This is a genomic window from Corallococcus sp. EGB (assembly GCF_019968905.1).
Classification (GTDB): domain Bacteria; phylum Myxococcota; class Myxococcia; order Myxococcales; family Myxococcaceae; genus Corallococcus.
This window is the reverse complement of record NZ_CP079946.1, coordinates 8,219,982-8,240,071: the sequence shown is the minus strand read 5'-3', so window position 1 is coordinate 8,240,071 and position 20,090 is coordinate 8,219,982. Positions and strand designations below refer to the sequence as shown.

The window sequence follows — 20,090 nt, the reverse complement described above, 5'->3', positions numbered from 1 at the left end:
TGAAGCGGACGGCCCCGGGTTCGCACCCGGGCCGCTCCGTCGCGAGCGCGGCTACTCCACCTTCAGGGTGGCGGTGCCCTTCAGGTCGCGCTGGAGGGTGAGCCAGAGCGCCTTGCCCTCAGTGTCGACCGACGCGAAGTAGTCCGTGTCCGCGCCCAGCGGCTGGCCCTCCAGCAGGACCGTCTTCGGCGCGGCGGCGGCGGTGTAGCCGTGCACCACCAGCATGGGGTGCGCGAGCGAGCGCCCCGCGGTGTCGAACGTCAGCGTCACGCGGTTCGAGGCGGCCTCCGCCTCCCACGTGGCGTACACGGGGTTGTAGCCGGCGACGTCATACGCGACGGAGTCCGAGCGACCCACGCCCCCGGGCCCCCGCGTGCGCACGGTGCCTTCGGAGGCGGTGAGCTTCACGCCCTGCCAGGCCTCCACCTCCGACACGAGCGACAGCACGGGGCTGGCCGTGTGCGTGCCCAGCACCATGAAGACGGAGTAGCTCTGGTAGGGATGGCCGGAGAGCATCACGCCATCGTCGCCCAGGCGCGGGTACTGCGACAGGCCCACCGCGCCGAAGTTGCTGCCCCACGCGAGCCGGTGGGAGTTGGTGACGGAGGGCAGCTCGTACTGGTTGAGCTGGTAGGACCAGTTGTAGTCCACGGGCATGGGGCCGTTGGCGTGACGCGTGCCCCACTCGGGATAAAGCCAGTAGCCGCCCGCGGGCTTCTGCTCCCACGTCTGGGTCTGCACCGCGCCCATCTCCGCGTCCGGCGCGGCGGTCCACATGCGCGTGAAGGGGACGACGTTGGGTTCGCGGTAGTCCCAGCCGGTGTTCATCGTCACGGGGGAGGACAGGGTGACGAAGCGGTAGCGGTCGCCCCAGCCCAGGCCGGCGATGTCCGTGTTGGCGTTGCCGTCGAAGCCCAGGTCGCCGTAGGGCGAGCGCACGTCGGCTTCAATCTGGTTCGCGGGGAAGCCGGACGCGTCGTGGGTGATGGCATACAGCGGGTGGTCCCGCCCGGTGGCGAACAGGTACTGCACGGTCACCTGCACCACGTGGCCGTCCAGCGACAGGGGCCACTTCAACTCATGCAGCGCGTGGTGCGCGCCCTTGAAGACGACGCGGCCGGTGCCACGCACGTCCTGCGTCCAGGCGCCCCACGTCTGGCCTTCCTTCAGGTGGCTGGTCACCATGCCCCAGCCGGGGACCTCCGGGTTCTGGCCGTCGCAGATGCGTTCCGTGCCCGCGACCTCGTAGGTGTAGCGGCGGATATAGCCGCCGTTCCACCCCGCGGGGTCCGCCGCGTCGTTGCGCACGAGCGACACGGACCGCACGTGGCAGTCGCGGTCGCGCCAGACGTAGCGGTCCGTCTTGAAGCCGCTCAAATCCCGGGCGCACTGAAGGCGCAGCGGCGCGCACGTCCCGCTGGCGGGGTCGGCGGTGGTGCTCTCCACGCACGGGTCGTTGACGGGGTGGGGGTTCGCATCGTCATCGGGGCGCACGTCCTTGCCGCCACAGGCGATGATGCCCAGGGCCAGCAGGGCCGCGGTGTGTCCGGTGAAGGGGAGGGTGGGCTTGAAGAGCATGGTCGGTGTCCGGGGCGTGGGCCGAAGGCTTTGCCACCTTCACGCGCGGTGACGCAAGTCTCCACGCAAGAGCTGGGGGGAGCGGAGGGAGCAGGCAGCCGGGCGGTAGGAGGGACGGAAGGGAGGCCCCGGTGCATCAGGGCCGTGTTCACCCTGCTGGCATGGCGAACGGACGGCAGCTCGTCACGGTGGGACTTCTGGGCCTCTTGTCGGTGCCAGCGGTGGCGGCGGAAGGGGTGCAGGGGCGGGTGCAGGAGTTCTTCCTGGGAGACGGAGCGCCACCGCAGCAGCGGGGCCAGGTGGAGCTGGGGACCGGGCTGGAGTGGACGCGGCAGGATGATGAGACACGCTTCGAGCTGCCCGTGCGCGCCGAGTACGGCCTGAGTGAGCGCGTGCAATTGGAAGCGAAGGTGGCGCTGACGACGCCGGAGGATCCGCGCGGGCTGGACACGGCGGAGGCGGGCATTGGCCTGGCGCTGGTCAATGACAGACGGCGGGGCTTCACGCTGAGCCTGGGCATGGACCTGGAGGCCACGCGGGACCTCACGGACGACCGCTTCCGTCCGGGCTTCGCGCCGCTCCTGCTGGCGTATCAGGACGTGGGCCCGGTGGGCTTCAACCTCCAGCTGAAGGCGGAGGCGCTGCCCGGGGTGCGCGGACTGGGAAGCGCGCTGCATCCGGACTTCGCGGCTGGAGCGGTGCTGGCACTGGGGCCGCTGCGGCCCGTGGTGGAGGCTGGCTGGAGGGAGGAGGACGGTACCTCCACGGTGCTCGTGTCCCCGGGGCTGCTGGCGCGTCCGGCGAAGTCCCTGGAGTTCGGTGTGGCGCTGCCCTGGAGGTTCCACGCCGGTGGGACGCGGGATGTGGGCGTGATGGGGATGCTGACGTGGCAGGGCGGTGGGGCGTAGCGGAGCGCTCAGCCTTCCGTGAACTTCAGGTTCCCGGCGCACACCTGGAAGCGCCTGCTCCATGGCATGGACGACCTCTACCGGCGGTTGTCGCCGCCTGTGAGGACAGGTGAATAGACGGTGACCTCAAGTGCGGTTCTGGGCGAATGCACCTCAGCCCCCATCAACGAGAAGCGCGGTGCAGGCACGAAAGCGCATGACTGCATCCCATGAGAGCGGGCATCAGAGCGACGGCGCCAGCAGCACGACGGAGTAGCCCACCGCCGTGCGCGTGCCGGGGTTCTCATAGGAGTGCTTCTGGTCCCCCCGGAAGACGACGACGTCTCCGGCTTCCAGCAAGAAGCGCTCGCCACTGGCCACCAGCGCGAGCGTGCCGGACTCACAGGCCAGGTACTCACGGGTGCCCGGCGTGTGGGGCACGCCGGTGATGCGTGCTCGGGGCGGCAGCTCCATCCGGTCGAACTCCATGCCCGGCAGCGGATCCGGCAGGAGCTTGCGCAGGAGAGCCGCGCCTCGCTGGCGCGCAGGCAGAACGTCGCGCCGGTAGTGCCGGGCGCTCGCCTTCGGCCGGGCCAATAGCTCCTCCAGGGACACCTGTAGCGCCCCCGCCACCCGGTGCAGCACCGACAGCGTCGGGTTCGCCGCGCCGGACTCCAGATGCGCCCAGGTGGCCCGGGGCACGCCCGCCAGCTTCGCGAGCTGCACCTGCGTGGCCCCTCGCGTCTCCCTGAGAGTCCGCAGGTTGCGCGCCAGCCTGCCCGGAAGATCCTCGTCGCTCATACAGTGGCATTCTGCCAACGCATTGGCGCCCATGCCATCCTGTCGGAACCCGTCCGCTATCCCTGGTGCAAGAAGGAGCAAGCCATGGACATGCGGAACCAAGCTGTGCTGGTGACGGGTGCGAGCCGGGGACTCGGCCGGGCCTTGATGGAAGCCTTCGCCCGGCGGGGCGCCCGGGTGGTGGGCGTGGCGCGCGACCCCCAGGCCCTGGATGCCGCCGTCGCGCCCTTGAAGGCCCAGGGGCTCGCGGTGCACGGACTCGCCTTCGACGTGGGTGACAAGCAGGCCATCCATCCGCTGGTCGGCGCGGCCACCGCGCTCGTGGGCCCCCTGGATGTGCTGATCAACAACGCGAGCACCCTCGGCCCCACGCCCCTGCCGCTCCTGTTGGACACCGCGTGCGAGGACGTGTCGCAGGTGCTGGAGGTCAACCTGCTGGGGCCCTTCCGCCTGACGAAGGCCGTGGCCGGCGGCATGGTCGTCCGGGGACGCGGGCTCATCCTCAACATCACCTCCGACGCCGCCGTGTCCGCCTATCCGCGCTGGGGCGCCTACAGCGTGTCGAAGGCCGCGCTGGAACACCTGACGCGCATCTGGGCGTCGGAGTTCGAGGGCAGCGGCGTGCGCCTGCTCACCGTGGACCCCGGCGACATGGACACGCGCATGCACCGCGACGCGCTCCCGGATGCCGACCCCTCGACGCTCGCGAAGCCGGAGGACGTGGCCGCGCGCATCCTCGCGCTCGTGGAGGCCCGCGACACCGCGTCCGGCCAGCGCTTCGAGGCCGCGAAGTGGGAGGCCGCATGAACGCCGCCCGCTGGCCTCGGGAACACCCCGACTCCGCGCGGCTCCTGCACGTGCAGCCCCGCCGCGAGCGCCTCACCGACACCGTCGCCTCGGAGCTGCCGGACCTCCTGCGTGAAGGAGACCTGCTCGTCATGAACGACGCGGCCACGCTGCCCGGCTCGCTCATGGGCCGCACCGGGACCGGCGCCGCCATCGAGCTGCGGTTGCTCTCCCGCGAACCCGACGACACCTGGACCGCCGTCCTCTTCGGCGCGGGCGACTGGCGCCGGCGCACCGAGGACCGGCCCCCACCGCCCGAACTCCCCGTGGGCGCGCGCCTGGACCTCGGCGGACTCATCGCGCGGGTGGTGGAGGTGCTGCCTCCGTCTCCCCGGCTCCTGCGCGTGGCCTTCGACCGGCGCGGCGCGGCGCTCTGGCAGGCGCTCTACACGGCGGGCCGCCCGGTGCAGTACGCGCACACGGCGGGTCCGCTGGCGCTGTGGCACGTGCAGACGCTCTACGCCTCACGGCCGTGGGCCGCGGAGATGCCGTCGGCGGGCCTGCCCCTCACCGCGTCCGTGCTGCTGCGGCTGAAGGCGCGCGGCGTGCGCTGGGCCTCCCTCACGCACGCGGCGGGACTCTCCTCCACGGGCGACGCGGCGCTGGATGCGGCGCTGCCCCGGCCCGAACGCTCGGACATTCCCGAGCGCACCGTGGCCCTGGTGGAGGAGACGCGGGCGAAGGGCGGACGCGTGGTGGCGGTGGGCACCACCGTGGTGCGCGCGCTGGAAGGACGCGCGACCCAACACGGGGCGCTGGTGGCGGGCGAGGACGTGACGGACCTGCTGCTCGGGCCGGGCTACGTGCCCCGGGTGGTGCACGGGCTGCTCACCGGCATGCATGAACCGGGGAGCAGCCACCATGCGCTGCTTCAAGCCTTCGCGCCGCTTCCGCTGCTGCACCGGGCCTCGGCGTACGCGGAAGGCGCGGGTTACCTGGGGCACGAGTTCGGCGACACGTGCCTCATCCTGGACGCGTGACGCGCGTCACTGGATCATGGCGCCCGGCTCCAGCTCCACCTTCACCCAGCCCGGCTTGCGCAGGTCGAAGTTGCGGTACGCGTCGATGGCGGAGGCCATGGACTTCACGTGGCTCAGGATGGCCGTGGGGTCCACCGCGCCGGAGCGCACCAGCTCCAGCAGCTTCGGGATGTACTTGCGGTGGTTGCAGTTGCCCATGCGCAGGGTGAGGTTCTTGTTCATCGCCTCGCCAAGGGGGAACGCGTTCATCGTCTGCGGATACACGCCGATGATGGACAGCGTGCCCGCCTTGGCCAGCGCCTGCACCGCCCACTGCGCGACCTGCGACGGCCCGTCGCCGGGCACCCAGTTGCCGCCGTCCGGCTTCTGCTTGGGCGCGACCTGCTCCACCTCGCGCTTGAACTCGGGCTTGTCCGCCTTGGCCTTCCTGGCGGCCGGGCCGTGGTGCGCGTGCTGCGCGTCCACGCCCACCGCGTCGATGATCCGGTCCACGCCGATGCCGCCGGTGAAGCGCTTGAGCGTCTCCACCGGATCCTCCTCCTCGAAGTTGATGACCTCCGCGCCCTGCGCCCGCGCGAGCGCCAGCCGGTCCTCGTGGCTGTCGATGGCGAAGACGCGCCCCGCGCCCAGCAGCTTCGCGCTCACGATGGCGAACAGGCCCACCGGGCCGCAGCCGAACACCGCCACGGTGTCCCCCGGCTTGATCTCCGCCATCTCCGCCCCGAAGTAGCCCGTGGGGAAGATGTCCGAGACGAGGATGGCCTGGTCGTCGGTGACGCCCTCCGGCACCTTCACCATGGTGACCGCCGCGAACGGGATGCGCGCCTTCTCCGCCTGCATGCCGTCGAACGGGCCCGTCATCTCCGGACCGCCGAAGAAGGCGGTGCCCGCGGCGGGGCCGTTGGGGTTCGCGTCGTTGCATTGCGAGTAGTAGCCCGCGCGGCAGTACGAGCAGTTGCCGCACGCGATGGTGGAGCAGATGACCACGCGGTCGCCCACGTTGAAGTTGCGCACGTCCTCGCCCAGCTCCTCGATGACGCCCACGCCCTCATGGCCGAGGATGGTGCCGGGCTTCATGCCCGCCATCGTGCCGCGGATCATGTGCAGGTCCGTGCCGCAGATGGCGCTGGCGGTCAGCCGGATGATGGCGTCCGTGGGCTCCTTCAGCTTCGGCTCCGCGACGTCGTCCAGCCGGATGTCCCCAATGCCGTGGAAAACGACTGCCTTCATGTTCCGCTCCTTGGCCCCCCGCCGGGCGCCCGAAAAAGACGTGGAGGCCCACCGCGCTCGAGGGCGCGCGGGACCTGTTCGTCTGCACTCTGGGCATGGCCGCGGAGCCGGGCAGGACCGGCGTCGCGCTCCCTCCTCCGGGGAGCGGGCGGGGAGACCTGGGGCCCTAGCGCCCGGTGGTGTGGATCTGGAAGGCGAGCCGCTTGCCGAACACCTTGCGGAAGGCGGCGACCTCCCGCTCGGCGTTCCACAGCTCCAGGTCGAGCGGCTGGCGGGCGTGCAGGTGCAGCGTCACCGCCTCGCGGCCGTCCGTCACCTTGAAGTCGCGGATGGGCTGGTGGTGGCTGTGGTCCAGCGCGTTCGCCAGGCGCAAGAGCGTGGCCAGCTTGCGCACGCGCCGGGCTTCGGACGGGGTGAGCCCGGCCATGCCGGAGTGGGCCAGCTCCGGCAGCGAGCGCCGGTGGTAGCGGGCGACGCGCGCGATGATCTCCCGCTCGTGGTCCGCCAGGCCCGGGATGTCCGCGTTGTGGATGAGGTAGTACGTGTGGCGGTGGTGGCGCTCGTAGCTGACCGCCGTGCCGATGTCGTGGAGCAGCGCGGCGACCTCCAGGTGCTGGCGCACGGACAGGGGCAGCTGGTGCAGCGCGGCCAGCCCGTCGAAGAGGGCCAGGGACAGGCGGGCCACCTGACGGGCGTGCTTCTCGTCGAAGCGGAAGCGCTGGCCCATGACGAGGGCCGCGTCCGCCAGGCTGTGGTCCTCGCGCGATTCGTCCTGGCGGTAGAGCAGGTCCACCAGCACGCCGTCGCGCAGGCCGCGGTTGACGACGCTGACGGACTCCACGCCCAGGTGGCGCGCGACGCCCTCCAGGATGACGGCGCCAGAGACGATGATGTCCGCGCGGCGCGGGTCGAAGCGCTTGCGCCGGCGCTCCGGCGGCATCTTCGCCAGGGCCTCCACGGTCTGGGTGAGCTGGCGCACGGTGGCGTTGCCTCCGTTGTCCGCGGCGGCGAAGCCCACCACCGCGCCAATGGTGCCGGACGAGCCCAGCGCCACGCGGGGCAGGGCAGGGAGCTTCTCCGGGAGCGTCTTGTGGAGGGTCTCCTCCACGAAGCTCCGCATCAGCCGCAGCTGCTTGGGAGTCACGGCGCGCGAGGTGTCGAAGACCTCGGTGAGCCGCACGGAGCCCAGGGCGAGGCTCCAGAGCTCGTCGGGCTTCTCACCGGTGGCGATGGCGACCTCCGTGCTGCCCCCGCCGATGTCCACGAGGAGCGAGCGGGCGTTGGCGGGCTTGCGGTGCAGCACGCCCAGGCAGATGAGGCGCGCCTCCTCCTTGCCGCTGACGACCTCCAGCTCCAGGCCGGCCTCCTCGTGCACGCGGCGCACGATGTCCGCGCGGTTGCGGGCCTCCCGCAGGGCGCTGGTGGCGACGGCGCGCACCTGGGCCTTGTGGCGGCGGCAGAGGGCGGCGTAGCGGCGCAGCGTGGACAGCAGCCTGTCAGCGGTCCCCGGGGGCATCTCGCCGGTGGTGAAGACCCCCTCGCCGGGGCGGATGGGGTCCCGCTCCTGGTGGAGGGTTTCGAGCGAGCCCTCGGCGTCCGGGCGGGCCAGCTCCAGGCGCACGGCGTTGGTGCCCACATCGATGGCGGCGAGGACGGGGGGCGGGGTGGGACGTGCGGGAAGGGCCATGGGCTCGCGTGCTGAAAACGCCTGGGAGGGGCGCGGTCCTTCCGGGCCATGCTCCTCCAGGTGGGGGCGTTCCTAGCGTAGCCGTGTGACAGCCGTGTGGCGTTGGTGAAGATGGGGTTTCACGAGGGGGAGGTCCCCTGGGCTTCAACGGAACCCTCGGCGCGGATGCGGCGGGAGCGCTCCTGGAGCTCGCGCCAGTTGGCCTCGTACTGCTCGCGGGCCGTCTTCCAGACCTGACCTCGCGCGTGACGCAGGTTCTGGAGCATCTCCCTGGCGTTCCCCAGGCCGCGGGTCATGAAGTCCAGCTCCTCGCGCGTGAGGAGCGCGCTCTCGGCCATGCTCTGCTGGTGGGAGGCGACCCAGCGGTCCATCTGCGCGCCCAGCTCGTCCAGCTCGGCCTCTCGCTGGCGGCGGTAACCCTCGCGCAGCCGCGCGAAGTGGGCGTCGGCGCGATCCAACTGCTCACGGAAGCGGCGGCGGGCCTTCTCCGCGCCGTCCTTGAGCCGGTCCCAGTCGCGCTGGTCCGCGCGGCGGATCGCCTGAAGCTCGCGGTTGACGTCGCCGTTGAACTCGCGGACGCCGGTGAGGGTGTCGAGCGCCTCCTCGTTGTCGGCCAGATCCGCCTGGGCCTCGATTTCACGGAAGCGAGCGGTCGCCTCGCGCTGCTCGGCCTCCAGCTTCTGGATGTATGCGTCCTGTTCCGTCATGGCTTCCTCCTGATGGCAGAAGCATGGGAACGCGCGCGGGGCGGTGCATCAGAGGGGGGCGGGAGGCGGAGCGCTCCGTGAGGCAGTCCTTCCCTGCGACCCGCGTCGCGGCCCCATGTCTCCCTCCAGCCAGTCCCGCCACCCCAGGTAGGCGACCTGGCGTGAGACAGCGACACCGCGTCTTTCCATCGCACCTGTGCGAATCCGCCCGGCGATGGAGGGCCCATCGACGCATGGGGCGTGAATCGCTACCCTTCGTGCCCGTGACCGTCGCCGCCGCCGAGAAGAGTGAGAGGATCCGTCATCGCAAGATTGGCGCCTGCCGCGTGCTCGGTGAGCTGGGCCGGGGTGGCATGGCGCTGGTGTATCGCGGCCTCCACGAGCTGCTCCAGCGCGAGGTCGCCATCAAGGAGCTGCTCCCCGAGGGCCAGCGCGACCAGGAGGCCCTGTCCCGCTTCCGGCGTGAGGCGCTCGCGCTCGCCGCGTTCCGCCACCAGAACATCGTCACGCTCTATGACCTGGTGGAGAAGAACGACAGCCTCTTCATGGTCATGGAGTTCGTGGACGGCCCCACCCTCCACTCCCTCATCAAGGACGGCCCGCTGCCACCGGACGTCGCCGCCGTCATCGGCGCGCGCATCGCCAGCGCGCTCGACCACGCGCACTTCCGCCGCATCATCCACCGCGACCTGAAGCCCGCGAACGTCATGCTCACCAAGTCCGGTGAGGTGAAGCTGATGGACTTCGGCATCGCCAAGGATGTCAGCCTCGAAGCCCTCACCCAGCAGGGCATGGCCGTGGGGACGCCGTCGTACATGTCCCCGGAGCAGGTGACCGGCGCGCCCATCGACGCGAGAACCGACATCTTCTCGCTCGGCGTGCTCCTCTACGAGGCCCTCTCCGGCGTCCGCCCCTTCGTGGGCAAGACCGCGGGCGAGGTCTTCGCCCGCATCCGCGACGGCAAGTTCACGCCGCTCCAGAAGGTGGCCCCGCATGTGCCGCCGCCGCTCGCGCGCATCGTGAAGCGCGCGCTGTCGGTGCGGCCGGAGGCCCGCTTCCCGGACGCCGCGGCCATGCGCCGCGAGCTGGACCTGTTCCTCGCCCACGAGGTGCGCGTGTCCCATCCCGCGCTGCTCGTGGCCTTCCTGCGCTACCGCGAGAAGCTCACCGAGACCGAAGCGCTGGCGCACCTCACCCAGCAGGAGCTGGGCGTGCTGGACGTCTTCGCCACGAAGAAGCCCGCGCGCGCCCCGCGCAAGCTCAAGTGGGTGCTGGCCTCGCTCGCCGCCGGCATCGCGGCGGCGGGCACCGGCCTCTACCTGTCCCAGGCCCAGTGGGTGCCGCTCCTGGAGAAGCTCACCCGCTGAGCGCTGGGCCTCAGGCCTGCTGCTTCTTGTCGTGCGTCACGGTGACGATGGTCCCGATACCGCCGCGCACGAAGAAGTCGCCCACCACCGTGAGCTTGCGCGGCTGGATGGCCTTGATGATGTCGTCCGCGATGGTGTTGGTCACCTTCTCGTGGAAGGCGCCCTCGTTGCGGTAGGACCACATGTAGAGCTTCAGGCTCTTGAGCTCCACACACAGCTGATCCGGCACGTACTTGATGGTGAAGCGCGCGAAGTCCGGCTGGCCCGTCAGCGGGCACAGGCAGGTGAACTCCGGCACGTCGAAGGCGATTTCATAGTCGCGATCGGCGGCGGGGTTGGGGAAGGTCTGGATTTCCTTGGACGGCTGAGAGGGCATGCGCTGTCGTGTAGCACACGTTCGGCGTGTGTCACCGCCCTCCACGACGTCGCCTCCCTGGCTGCCCTGCGCCGGCTCTGTTCGGGGCCCAACGTGCCGCGACCCTCCGGGACAGGAGAACGTCCTGGGGTGGTTGGCGATCATGCCCGGGGATTCCTATCTCCCTCCGGCGACCCCTGTTTCGAGCGCGTCCCGCCCCTCACATGCTGCCACCCAACGACGTCGAGGATGTCCTCTCGTGCCTGCCCCAAGCGCTCCTGCGCGTGGGGGCCGACCTGCGCGTCCAGTGGTGCGAGGAGGGCTTCGCGGCCAAGACGGGCGTGGCGCTCGCTCCGGGCCGCCCCCTGCTGGAGGCCCTGGAGCCCGGCCGCAGCCTGGACGCCCTGGAGCGCGCCATCCGCGAGCAGCGGGCGCACTCCGGCCATGTCATCACCCGCGCGCTCCGGCAGGTGCGCGTGCAGGTGAAGCCCACCCACACGGACGGGCAGGCCGGGGCGTGGCTGGTGGTGGAGCCGTCCGGCGTGGACGACGAGGGCGCGTTTTCACAGGCCGTGCGGGAGATTGCCCGCGCGGTGGGGGAGTCGCTGGAGGTGGACCGCGTCTGCTCGGCCGCGGTGGTGGCCCTGGTGCGGTGCGCCCAGGTCCGCCGCGCGGAGGTGTTCCTCTACGAAGAGGACGACGCGACGCTCAAGCGCATGGCGGTGTCGGACCTGGAGGGCCTGGACGCGCCCCAGGACGCGTTCGACCCGTCGGAAGACCCCTACCGGCAGGCCCTGGCCCTGCGCCAGCCGCAGCTGGGCATCCAGCGCGGCTACGGCGACGCGGTGGGCCCGGTGTTCGCGGCGGTGCCGCTGTGCGCGCCGCGCCGCACGGTGGGGCTCCTGCTCATCTACAAGGAACAGGGTGCCTCGTTCTCCGTGCGCGAGCTGGAGATGTGGAGCGCGGCGGCCAGCCAGCTGGCGGTGGCGGTGGAGAACGCGCGCCTGCTGCGCGAGGCCCAGGCCGCCCTGCGCGTGCGCGAGGAGTTCATGTCCATCGCGTCGCACGAGCTGAAGACGCCGCTCACGCCGCTGAAGCTGGGCCTGTACGCCATGGAGCGCCGCATCGCCGCGGGTCAGCCGGTGGCGCTCGCGAGCGTGCTCAAGTCCAAGCGGCAGGTGGACCGGCTCGCGGGGCTGGTGGAGGACCTGCTGGACGCGAGCCGCCTGGAGCTGGGGCGGCTGGCGCTGGACTCGTCGCCGCTGGAGGTGGGCCAGCTGGTGGCGGAGGTGGTGGACCACTTCCGCCATGCCTTCGAGCGCCCCTTCACGGTGGACGTGCCGCACGACGGCGTCTGGGTGCTGGGCGACAGGGACCGGCTGGAGCAGGTGCTGGTGAACCTGCTGGAGAACGCGCACAAGTACAGCCCGGCGGGGGCGCCCATCGCGGTGCGGGTGGGGCGCACGGCGGAGACGGCGCGCATCCAGGTGCAGGACCACGGCATCGGGATTCCGGGCGCGGACCAGGCGCTGGTGTTCCAGCGCTTCTACCGGGCGCGCAATGTGTCGCACCGGAACTTCGGCGGGCTGGGGCTGGGGCTGTTCATCAGCCACTCCATCGTGAAGATGCACGGCGGCGCGCTGGCGCTGCGCAGCCGCGAGGGCGAGGGCTCCACGTTCATGCTGGACCTGCCGCGCATGCCCGCGCACGAGGTGCGCAGGCTGCCCCGGCGCGTGCTGGTGCTGGACGAGGACGCGCACCAGGAGGCCGCGGCGGAGCGCACCCTGCGGGCGGAGGGCTTCGAGGTGTTCACCGTGCAGAGCGGCGCGGAGGCCCTGCGCAAGGCGACGCACCTGCCGGTGGACCTCATCGTCCTGTCCACGAGCGCCACGCAGTCCCCGGTGGGCAGCTTCCTGGAGACGTTCGCCACGCTGCCCCGCGCGCGGCCGGTGCCCATCCTGCTGGCGGGGGATGAGCGGCCGTGGTGGGCGCAGGAGAACGCCGCGCTGTGCCGCCGGCCGTACCGCGCGGAGGAGCTGCTCGCGGGCGTGCGCAACGTGCTGACGCGCGAGCTGCTCCGCACGCCGGCGCCGGTGGAGCCGGAGCTCCCGCTCGTCACGCCCGCATGAGTCCGTCCGCGTGGAGGACGCGGAAGTCCGTGGGGCGCACTCCGGCCTGCTCCAGTGCCTCGCGTGCGCGGGCGTCCACGAACGTGGCGCGCTCCACCTCGCGCTGTGCGGCGTAGCGGGTGGTGACGAGCTCGGGCAGGTGCCCCGGGTGACACATCCACTCGGTGACGCCTTCGGCGGGCAGTGACGCGAGGGCCTCGCTGAAGCGCTCCGGTGTCCAGTACGCCGCCTCGCCGGACTCGCCCACGAAGTGGTCGTTCGTGGCCACGCCCCGGGCCCTCAGCGCGCTTCGCATGGCCTCGTGGATGGAGCGCACCGGAAGGCCCGCGCGCCTCGCGACGCGCGCCACGCCCTCCAGGACCCGCGGATGCCGGTGCAGGTGCTTGTGCACGTCCAGGTGCGTGGCGGCCTGGCCCAGGAGCCGCTCCAGCCGCTCCAGCTGCGCGAGCGCCTCCGCCTCCACCACGTCCGGGGGGAGCTCGCCCACGCGTGAGCCGTCGAGGCCTCCGTCCCCGGTGCGCCACTCGCGCGGGAAGCCGGGGGCCACGGGGGCGCCGCGGTCCAGGTTCAGGTGCAACCCGATGGCGAGTCCCCGGGCCTGCCGCGCGGCGGCCTCGGAGTCCGGCGCGTTCACCAGCAGGGTGGCGGAGGAGACGACGCCCTCGCGCAGGGCCTGGAGGAGGCCCCGGGTGACGCCGGGGTCGTAGCCCAGGTCATCGGCGTTGATGATGAGGGCCCGGCGCGGCGTGGCGTGCCTCCTTCAGGGGCGGGGACGCGCCTGGAAGAAGCGCCACATCTGGAGGGTCGCGTCCAGGTCCGTCGTGCCGTCATTGTAGAGCGGCTGGCCGGGCCACGCATGCTTGCCGCCGGTGATGGTGCACAGGCTCGCGGTGGCGCTCGCCGGCTGGCAGCCCGTAGACGCCACGCAGGTGCTGTTGCCCTGCTGGTACGTCTGCTGCTGCGGGCCGGTGCAGCCGTTGAGCTCCGCGAAGCGGCGCACGGACTCCGGCGCGGACGGGTAGGGCTTGCCGCCCGGGACGTTCGCTCCGCCGTCGTAATAGATGGTCGGGTCGGCGCTGCCGTGGAAGTGGAGCACCGGGACGGGCCGCGACGGGTGGCAGTCCGTCACGCCGTCCATGCCCGACACGGGCGCGATGGCGGCGATGCGCTGGGCGCGCTTGCAGGCCAGCTCGTAGGAGAAGAACCCGCCATTGGAGAAGCCGTTGGCGAAGACGCGGCGCGGGTCGGTGCACACGCGGGTGTCCAGGTTCGCGAGCAGCGCGTCCACGAAGCCCACGTCGTCCACGTTGGCGATCTGCGCCGGGCCACAGCACGCCTCGCCGTTCCACCCGCGCGAGTCCGCGTCGCCGCGGCCATAGATTTCCGGGAGGTTGAGGCCGCGCGGGTACACCGCGATGAAGCCCTCCGCGTCCGCCAGCGCGGAGAAGCCGGTCAGCTGCTCCTGCTCCACTTCATTGGAGCCGAAGCCGTGGAAGCTGAGGACGACGGGCGTGGGCTTCGTGGCGTCGTAGCCGGTGGGCACGTGGACGCGGAAGGCGCGGGTGTGGCCGCCGTGCTCGACGGTCCAGTCGTAGGTGCCCGGCGTCACGGTGAGACCCGAGCAGGCCGTGCGGTCCGCGGGGGCCACGTCCCCGGAGCCCGTGCCCGGAAGCTCCGGTCCGGAGTCAGGCGGGTCGTCGGGCGAGGAGCTGGAGCCGCACGCGGTGGCGGTCAGCAGCAGGCTGGACGCGGCGAGGGCGAGGAGGCGAAGGTGCATGGGGAAACCTAGTTCCCCCCGCCGCACTCCGCCGCGAGCGCCGGTGCCCGGTCCGGGAACCTTTCCGCCAGCGTACGTTTCACCTCGGCCACCCCGGCGGCGTTGCCTTCGTGGACGTGCAGTTGGCAACGCGCGGTGAGGGCGCGGGGATCGTCCGGAGCCAGACGCTCGGCCTCGCGGTATTCGCGCTCGGCGCCGCGCAGGTCGCCCTGCCGGAAGAGGACGGCGCCCAGATAGGAGTGGGCCACCGCGAGGTGGGGGGCCTTTCTCTGCGCGCGCTTGAGCAGGGCGACGGCGTCGTCCAGCTTCTCCTGGCGGAAGCGCACGAAGCCCAGCTCCGCCAGCGACCCGGCGTCGTCGTGCTGGCGCGTCCAGGCGGACAGCACGGCGGCGGCTTCATCCAGCCGGCCCCCCTGGGACAGGAGCTGTCCGTAGCGGGGGGTGACATCCGCGGAAGCCGGCGCCTGCGCGTAGGCCTTCGCGAGCGCGGTCAGCGCGCCCGGCACGTCGCCCTGGCGGGCCCGCAGGTCGGCCAGGGCCAGGGGCGCGCGGACGTCGTTGGGCGCCAGGGCGGTGGCCTCGTCGATGGCGCGTTCGGCGCGCTTGCCCATGCGCAGCTCGGTGGCGGCGCGCGCGGCCAGCAGGTGCGCCTCCGCCTCCTTCGGGAAGCGCGCGGCGTAGGACTCCGCCAGCGCCAGGGCCTGCGAGTGGGCGCCCGAATCGAGCAGCAGCGTGCTCGCGCGAGCCAGCTCCGCCGCCGTGGCGCGCACGTCCTTGCCCAGCCCGTCCAGCGCGGACACCTTCGCCTCCTTCGTCGTGGCGGCCTCCGCGGCGGCGAGCCTCGCGGGGGGCGGCACGTCCGGGCGCCGCAGGTGCCACGCGGCCCCCGCGCCCAGTCCGCCCAGCGCGAGCACGCCCGCGACGATGGCCAGGGCCCGCCGCGACCTGGGAGCGCCCCGCGACGCCGGGGCGCGAGCGCTTGCCGGAGCCTCGCCGCGCCCCGCGTCCTGGGCCGCCGCGGCCTGGAGTCCGGTGGAGGCCAGGCCCTGCGCGGCGGGGCTCGAGGCCGTGACGGGGACTTCCGCCGTCACGGGCCGGGTCGAGCCGCGAATCGACACGGTGTGGCTGCCCGGGGGCGGACGGGGCCGGGAGACGGCTGGAGCGGCGGCCGGCGGAGGCACGGGCCACGGGGGAACGCCCTGCACCCCGAACGGCGGGAGCACGTCCACGCCCGGCGCGCCCGCCGAGCCCGAGTTCGACGGATCCGCGAGCCTCGCGTTGCGCAGCGCCAGCCGCTTGGGGTCGCGGTCCGGCGGGAACAGGGTGTCCAGGTACGCGGCCACCTGCGCCGGCGCGGCGACCTCCGCGGGCCCGCCCAGCATCTCGATGGCCGCGATGAACGTCTGCAGGCTGTCGAAGCGCGCCGCGGGCTCCTTCGCGAGCGCCTTGAGGCACACCGCCTCCAGCGCCTGCGGCACCGACGGGTCGAACGCCGTGGGCGGCTTCGGCCTGCCTTCGGAGATGCGCGTGAGCACCTCGTCGGTGGACATGCCGGTGAAGGGCCGCCGGCCGCACAGTTGTTCGTAGAGCATCACCCCCGCGGCGAACAGGTCCGCGCGGTGGTCCACGTTGCGGCCGGCGATCATCTCCGGCGACATGTAGAAGAACTTCCCCTTCAGCGTCCCCGGCTCCGTCCCCGCCCCCAGCGCGTCCGCCTTCGCGATGCCGAAGTCGATGACCTTCACCGCGCCGTTCGCCCCGACGTGGATGTTGTCCGGCGTGAAGTCGCGGTGGACGATTCGCAGCGGCCGCCCCGCTTCATCCACGGCGCGGTGCGCGGCATCCAGCCCGCGGCACGCGTCCACCAGCACGCGCAGGGTGATGCCCAGGGGGACGCGCTGGCCGCGCTCGGCGGCCTCCTGCCGCACCTCCGCGAATGAGCGGCCCTCCAACAGCTCCATGGCGATGAAGGGCTCCGCGCCCTCCATGCCCAGCTCCAGGATGGACACCACGTTCGGGTGGCGCACCTGCGCGGTGATGCGCGCCTCGTTGAGGAACATCTGCACGATGCGCCGGTCCGCGACCAGGTGTGGCATCAGCCGCTTCACCGCCACGGCCGGGCCGCGCTGCCCGTCCGGACCGATGGCGCGCGCCAGATACACCTCCGCCATGCCGCCCGTCGCGATGCGCGCGCTCAAGCGGTAGTGGCCTGCCCAGGAGATGCTGGATTCCGACACCAAGGTGCCGGCAGTCTACGAGCCCGCGCCCCCGGCGCCCAACGTCCTGACGGGCTGCCTGCCTGCCTGTCACCGCTCCGCCGTGGGTGCCCCGGCCGCCCCAGGCATGCCCCCCGTGTTGAAAGGGCCGGGACGACGGGTGTGGGTGCCGGGATGTGTGGACCCGATGACGGCGGACCGCCCGGGAGTGCTAACCTGCCCGGCCTCACGCGTGACCCCTAAGGGGAGGGGGCCGCCTTCACGAGCCGCGCGCACCGACGCGGATACTGGGAGGGATGTTGGGCACCGTCCTCAAGGGTGGTTTCGTCGTCGAACTGGAGCCCGCGTCGGTCGAGCGGGTGGACCTTCGCATCGAAGGGGAGCGCATCGTGGCGCGAGGCGAGGACCTCACGCCCGGCCCCGACGACGAGGTGGTCGCGCTGTCCGGCAAGCTCGTCTTCCCGGGGCTCGTCAACGCCCACCACCGGTTGTCGACCGTGCTGTCGCGCGGCCTCAACCGTCCGACGCCCACGTCCTACCAGGCCCTGCTGGAGCAGGTGCGCTGGCCCTTCGAGAACGCGCTGGACCTGGACGCCGTGCAGGTGGCCGCCACCGCGGGCGGCCTGGAGTCCATCCAGTGCGGCACCACGACCCTGTTCGACCTGCACGCCTCGCCCAAGGCGGTGACGGGTTCGCTGCTGCGCTCGGCGCGCGGCCTCCATGAAGTGGGCGTGCGCGGCGTGCTGTCCTACGCGGTGACGGACCGCATGGGCGCGGTGGGCCGCGAGGAGGGCCTGGAGGAGACGGTCAGCTTCGCGCGCAAGGCCCGGGGCCGCTTCCGCGGACAGGTGGGCGCGGGCCCCTGCTTCACCCTGGGCGACGACGCGCTCCAGGGCCTGGGCGAGGCGCTCAACACGACCGGCACCGGGCTGCACTTCCCGCTCGCGGAGGATCCGCTGGACGAGCGGCTGTCCACCGAGCGCCACGGCAACCCGCCGGTGACGCGGCTGCTCAACGGCAACCTCCTGTCGCCCCGCGCGATGGCGGCGCACGCGGGCCACCTGGCGTGGGCGGACCTGGCGCAGGTGCTGGCCACGGGCACGTGGCTGTTGCACACGCCGCGCTCCAACCAGGGCCAGGAGGTGGGCTACGCGCCCGCGCTGAAGTTCGGGGCGCGCGCGTCGCTGGGCACCGACGGCACGTCGCCGGACCTGTTCGCGGAGGCGCAGGCCGCGTACCTGCGCTCGCGCGAGGCGGGGCAGCCCATCGACGTGCTGCGCTATCTGGCCAACGGCCACCGGCTGGCGTCGCAGGTGTTCGAGGCGGCCATCGGCCCCATGCGCGAGGGCGCGCTCGCGGACCTGCTGGTGTTGGACTACCTGTCGCCCACGCCGCTCACCGCGGAGACGCTGGCGTGGCACATGGTGCACGGGCTGGGCAGCCGCCACGTGGAGGCGGTGATGGTGGACGGCGTGTGGCGCGTGTGGGCGCGCCGGCCCCTGTCGGTGAACCCCACCGTGGTGGCCGAGCAGTCGCGCGAAGCCGCCGCCGCCGTGTGGGCCCGCATGTCCTCGTCATAGCGTCCGGGGGGAGCGGGGCTTGTCGCGGTGACAGGGGCCCGTTAAGTCCCGGGCATGCTCAACTCCCTGCTCGTCGTCGGATGGCTCAGCGCAGCGATTCCCCAGGTGGGCGACACCGCCCCGGACTTCACGGTGAAGGACACCGCGGGGACGACCTACACGCTGTCGGAGATGGTGAAGAAGGGGCCCGTCATCGTGGCCTTCTTCCCCAAGGCGTTCACCGGCGGCTGCACGAAGGAGCTGACCGCGTACCGTGAGCGCTACAAGGACGTCGAGCAGGCGCAGGGCCAGGTGCTGGCCTTCTCCACGGACGACGCGGAGACGCTGACGCGCTTCAAGACGGAGCTGAAGGCGCCCTTCGCGTTCATCCCGGACCCGGACGGCAAGGTCGTGGGCGCGTACGACGTGAAGATGCCGGTGGTGACGGTGTCCAAGCGCTACACGTTCGTCGTGGGCGAGGACCGCAAGGTGCTCAAGGTGAGCGAGGGCAAGGACGCCATCGACCCCACGGGCGCCATCGCCGCGTGCCCTCTGCGCAAGGGCGGCGCAGAGGCGAAGCCCACCGCGGCTCCGGCGGGCACCACGCCGCCCACCCAGGCCGCGCCCGCGACGAAGTAGTCGCGATGCGGCCCCCGGATGAAGGGACGGGGGCACGGTCCACTCGCGGACGTCCTCGTGGCACGGGCGGGCTGGACGCGGGCCGAGCCGTTGAGGAGTTCACGCGGCACGGGGGCTGCTGGCTTGTCCGCCCCCGAGCGGAAGCGATAGCCCTGGGGCGTGCCGCGCGCGGAGCATCCTCCCTCCGCCGGGCGGGGGGCGTGAGGAGGCCCGCGTGGATGGACATCGTCTTGCTGGGCCCCACGTGTCGGCCCACCCCCGAGGCCCGCGAAGGCAACGCCCCACGTCAGCTCGCGCAGGCGCTCCGGCGGCGCGGCCACACGGTCCTGCTCCTGGAGCGCGCGGCGCCCGGGGCCTGCATCGAGGAGGGGACTGACCTCAAGCGCTCCGACGTCGCGCCGTACCAGGACCTCACGGACCTCCACGCGCGGTTCCATTCACGGGTGCGCCGTGCGGACCTGGTGATGGTGGACGCGGAGGTGCCGCAGGTCGCGGACGTGAGTCGCTGGGCCACGAGCGCGGCGGGTGGGCTCACCGTCTTCTGGGACCGGGACACGCCTCGGACGCTGGCGCGGCATGCCCTGCGCGAGGACCCGGGCTGTCTGACGCCGGACCTGCTCGCGGGCTACCGGCTCTATCTCGCCTCCAGTGGAGGCCCGGTGCCCCGTCGGATCGAGCGCGAGTGGGGCGTGCCCCGGGTGCGCGTCTTCCTGCCGGGAGTGGACGTGGAGCACGTCGCGCCCGGAAGCGGGAGGACGCGTTGGGACCTGGGGCACCTGGGGCCGTTGTCGCCGGAGCGGCGGAGCCTGCTGAAGCAATGGTTGCTGGGCGCCGCGCGAGGCTGGCCCGAGGGCCGCTTCGTCCTCGCGGGGACGCTGTCGGCGGTGGATGACGCGTGGCCCGCCAACGTGGAGAGGCAGGCGCCGCCGTCGCTCCAGGAGCACACGGGCTTCCTGGGGGCGCAGCGCTTCACGCTGGCCCTCTCCCGGGCGGAGCACACGCCGGGCGCGGGCCTCTTCGAGGCCGCGGCCTGGGGCGCGGCGCTCATCTGCGACACGTGGCCGGGCCTGGAGGACATCTTCTCGCTGGGCGAGGAGGTGATGGTCGCCCGCACGGAGAGGGACGTGCTGCGCTACCTGCTCGCGATGCCGGAAGCGGAACGGCGCCAGCTGGGCATGCGCGCCCGAGCGAGGGTCCTGGCCGAACACACCGTGGCCCACCGCGCAAAGCTGTTGGAGCAGTACGTGAGCGAGGCGGAGCGTGGAGTCGCGTGGCTGGCCCCGGTGCGCTCGCTGAACTGAGCCTCAGGGGCCGGCAAGACGGACGGGCCCC

At 72.4% G+C, this 20,090-nt stretch carries 17 protein-coding genes; 8 read left to right on the top strand and 9 right to left on the bottom strand.

Features of this window, described 5'->3' with window-relative positions; genetic code table 11:
• Nucleotides 1-51: 51 nt before the first annotated feature.
• Complete coding sequence (locus tag KYK13_RS33550; protein WP_223638175.1) at nucleotides 52-1,578, bottom strand: hypothetical protein; 1,527 nt, start codon at nucleotides 1,576-1,578, stop codon at nucleotides 52-54.
• Between the two features lie 161 nt (nucleotides 1,579-1,739).
• Here KYK13_RS33550 and KYK13_RS33545 point away from each other — a divergent pair, with 161 nt between their 5' ends.
• Complete coding sequence (locus tag KYK13_RS33545; protein WP_223638172.1) at nucleotides 1,740-2,486, top strand: hypothetical protein; 747 nt, start codon at nucleotides 1,740-1,742, stop codon at nucleotides 2,484-2,486.
• 222 nt (nucleotides 2,487-2,708) lie between these two features.
• On the opposite strand, the gene KYK13_RS33540 is transcribed toward KYK13_RS33545, so the two are convergent.
• Entirely contained in the window at nucleotides 2,709-3,266 is a 558-nt protein-coding gene (locus KYK13_RS33540; RefSeq protein ID WP_223638169.1) for a helix-turn-helix domain-containing protein, read from the bottom strand.
• A gap of 90 nt (nucleotides 3,267-3,356) precedes the next feature.
• Between KYK13_RS33540 and KYK13_RS33535 the strand changes: the two genes are divergently transcribed.
• A complete protein-coding gene (locus KYK13_RS33535) occupies nucleotides 3,357-4,073 on the top strand; it encodes an SDR family oxidoreductase (protein ID WP_304504074.1) in 717 nt (238 codons plus the stop codon).
• The gene (locus KYK13_RS33530; RefSeq protein ID WP_223638164.1) at nucleotides 4,070-5,092 is read left to right on the top strand and encodes an S-adenosylmethionine:tRNA ribosyltransferase-isomerase; all 1,023 of its coding nucleotides are present in this window, start codon (nucleotides 4,070-4,072) and stop codon (nucleotides 5,090-5,092) included. The genes KYK13_RS33535 and KYK13_RS33530 overlap by 4 nt, the downstream gene beginning before the upstream one ends.
• Nucleotides 5,093-5,098: 6 nt before the next feature.
• Here the strand turns inward: KYK13_RS33530 and KYK13_RS33525 are convergent, their stop codons facing one another.
• The 3 genes from KYK13_RS33525 to KYK13_RS33515 all read right to left on the bottom strand — a co-directional run bounded on the left by KYK13_RS33525 (nucleotide 5,099) and on the right by KYK13_RS33515 (nucleotide 8,716).
• The gene (locus KYK13_RS33525) at nucleotides 5,099-6,322 is read right to left on the bottom strand and encodes a zinc-dependent alcohol dehydrogenase (RefSeq protein ID WP_223638162.1); all 1,224 of its coding nucleotides are present in this window, start codon (nucleotides 6,320-6,322) and stop codon (nucleotides 5,099-5,101) included.
• Nucleotides 6,323-6,488: 166 nt separating this feature from the next.
• Nucleotides 6,489-8,009: a Ppx/GppA phosphatase family protein gene (locus KYK13_RS33520; protein ID WP_223638160.1), complete on the bottom strand. Its 1,521-nt coding sequence runs from the start codon at nucleotides 8,007-8,009 to the stop codon at nucleotides 6,489-6,491.
• Between the two features lie 119 nt (nucleotides 8,010-8,128).
• On the bottom strand, nucleotides 8,129-8,716 hold the full coding sequence (locus tag KYK13_RS33515; protein ID WP_223638158.1) for a hypothetical protein: 588 nt from the start codon (nucleotides 8,714-8,716) through the stop codon (nucleotides 8,129-8,131).
• A 353-nt stretch (nucleotides 8,717-9,069) separates the two neighbouring features.
• Here KYK13_RS33515 and KYK13_RS33510 point away from each other — a divergent pair, with 353 nt between their 5' ends.
• Nucleotides 9,070-10,083, top strand: a complete 1,014-nt coding sequence (locus tag KYK13_RS33510) for a serine/threonine-protein kinase (protein WP_370645455.1) — start codon at nucleotides 9,070-9,072, stop codon at nucleotides 10,081-10,083.
• 10 nt (nucleotides 10,084-10,093) lie between these two features.
• Here the strand turns inward: KYK13_RS33510 and queF are convergent, their stop codons facing one another.
• Nucleotides 10,094-10,459: a preQ(1) synthase gene (queF, locus tag KYK13_RS33505; protein WP_223638155.1), complete on the bottom strand. Its 366-nt coding sequence runs from the start codon at nucleotides 10,457-10,459 to the stop codon at nucleotides 10,094-10,096.
• A gap of 203 nt (nucleotides 10,460-10,662) precedes the next feature.
• On the opposite strand from queF, the gene KYK13_RS33500 reads away from it, so the two are divergent.
• A complete protein-coding gene (locus tag KYK13_RS33500; RefSeq protein WP_223638153.1) occupies nucleotides 10,663-12,567 on the top strand; it encodes an ATP-binding protein in 1,905 nt (634 codons plus the stop codon).
• Here the strand turns inward: KYK13_RS33500 and KYK13_RS33495 are convergent.
• The 3 genes from KYK13_RS33495 to KYK13_RS33485 are packed head-to-tail and all read right to left on the bottom strand — an operon-like array spanning nucleotide 12,554 to nucleotide 16,584.
• Complete coding sequence (locus tag KYK13_RS33495; RefSeq protein WP_223646894.1) at nucleotides 12,554-13,294, bottom strand: carbohydrate deacetylase; 741 nt, start codon at nucleotides 13,292-13,294, stop codon at nucleotides 12,554-12,556. The two genes, KYK13_RS33500 and KYK13_RS33495, sit on opposite strands and share 14 nt — an antisense overlap.
• Nucleotides 13,295-13,327: 33 nt before the next feature.
• Nucleotides 13,328-14,344 (bottom strand): PHB depolymerase family esterase, encoded by a 1,017-nt coding sequence (locus KYK13_RS33490; protein ID WP_223638152.1) that lies wholly within the window; start codon nucleotides 14,342-14,344, stop codon nucleotides 13,328-13,330.
• Between the two features lie 8 nt (nucleotides 14,345-14,352).
• Nucleotides 14,353-16,584 carry a protein kinase gene (locus tag KYK13_RS33485; protein WP_370645205.1) on the bottom strand — a complete coding sequence of 744 codons (2,232 nt, stop codon included), beginning with the start codon at nucleotides 16,582-16,584 and terminating at the stop codon, nucleotides 14,353-14,355.
• Nucleotides 16,585-16,859: 275 nt separating this feature from the next.
• Here KYK13_RS33485 and KYK13_RS33480 point away from each other — a divergent pair, with 275 nt between their 5' ends.
• From KYK13_RS33480 to KYK13_RS33470, 3 genes are all read left to right on the top strand, one after another.
• Nucleotides 16,860-18,140 carry an amidohydrolase family protein gene (locus KYK13_RS33480; RefSeq protein ID WP_223646890.1) on the top strand — a complete coding sequence of 427 codons (1,281 nt, stop codon included), beginning with the start codon at nucleotides 16,860-16,862 and terminating at the stop codon, nucleotides 18,138-18,140.
• A 54-nt stretch (nucleotides 18,141-18,194) separates the two neighbouring features.
• A complete protein-coding gene (locus KYK13_RS33475; protein WP_223638134.1) occupies nucleotides 18,195-18,758 on the top strand; it encodes a peroxiredoxin in 564 nt (187 codons plus the stop codon).
• 218 nt (nucleotides 18,759-18,976) lie between these two features.
• Nucleotides 18,977-20,059 (top strand): glycosyltransferase, encoded by a 1,083-nt coding sequence (locus tag KYK13_RS33470; RefSeq protein WP_223638131.1) that lies wholly within the window; start codon nucleotides 18,977-18,979, stop codon nucleotides 20,057-20,059.
• Nucleotides 20,060-20,090 lie beyond the last annotated feature (31 nt).

What these genes read in the sequence shown, in the direction of transcription:
- KYK13_RS33550 (WP_223638175.1), bottom strand. Translation starts at nt 1,578, where the DNA reads ATGCTCTTCAAGCCCACCCTCCCCTTCACCGGACACACCGCGGCCCTG.
- KYK13_RS33545 (WP_223638172.1), top strand. Translation starts at nt 1,740, where the DNA reads ATGGCGAACGGACGGCAGCTCGTCACGGTGGGACTTCTGGGCCTCTTG.
- KYK13_RS33540 (WP_223638169.1), bottom strand. Translation starts at nt 3,266, where the DNA reads ATGAGCGACGAGGATCTTCCGGGCAGGCTGGCGCGCAACCTGCGGACT.
- KYK13_RS33535 (WP_304504074.1), top strand. Translation starts at nt 3,357, where the DNA reads ATGCGGAACCAAGCTGTGCTGGTGACGGGTGCGAGCCGGGGACTCGGC.
- KYK13_RS33530 (WP_223638164.1), top strand. Translation starts at nt 4,070, where the DNA reads ATGAACGCCGCCCGCTGGCCTCGGGAACACCCCGACTCCGCGCGGCTC.
- KYK13_RS33525 (WP_223638162.1), bottom strand. Translation starts at nt 6,322, where the DNA reads ATGAAGGCAGTCGTTTTCCACGGCATTGGGGACATCCGGCTGGACGAC.
- KYK13_RS33520 (WP_223638160.1), bottom strand. Translation starts at nt 8,009, where the DNA reads ATGGCCCTTCCCGCACGTCCCACCCCGCCCCCCGTCCTCGCCGCCATC.
- KYK13_RS33515 (WP_223638158.1), bottom strand. Translation starts at nt 8,716, where the DNA reads ATGACGGAACAGGACGCATACATCCAGAAGCTGGAGGCCGAGCAGCGC.
- KYK13_RS33510 (WP_370645455.1), top strand. Translation starts at nt 9,070, where the DNA reads ATGGCGCTGGTGTATCGCGGCCTCCACGAGCTGCTCCAGCGCGAGGTC.
- queF (WP_223638155.1), bottom strand. Translation starts at nt 10,459, where the DNA reads ATGCCCTCTCAGCCGTCCAAGGAAATCCAGACCTTCCCCAACCCCGCC.
- KYK13_RS33500 (WP_223638153.1), top strand. Translation starts at nt 10,663, where the DNA reads ATGCTGCCACCCAACGACGTCGAGGATGTCCTCTCGTGCCTGCCCCAA.
- KYK13_RS33490 (WP_223638152.1), bottom strand. Translation starts at nt 14,344, where the DNA reads ATGCACCTTCGCCTCCTCGCCCTCGCCGCGTCCAGCCTGCTGCTGACC.
- KYK13_RS33475 (WP_223638134.1), top strand. Translation starts at nt 18,195, where the DNA reads ATGCTCAACTCCCTGCTCGTCGTCGGATGGCTCAGCGCAGCGATTCCC.
- KYK13_RS33470 (WP_223638131.1), top strand. Translation starts at nt 18,977, where the DNA reads ATGGACATCGTCTTGCTGGGCCCCACGTGTCGGCCCACCCCCGAGGCC.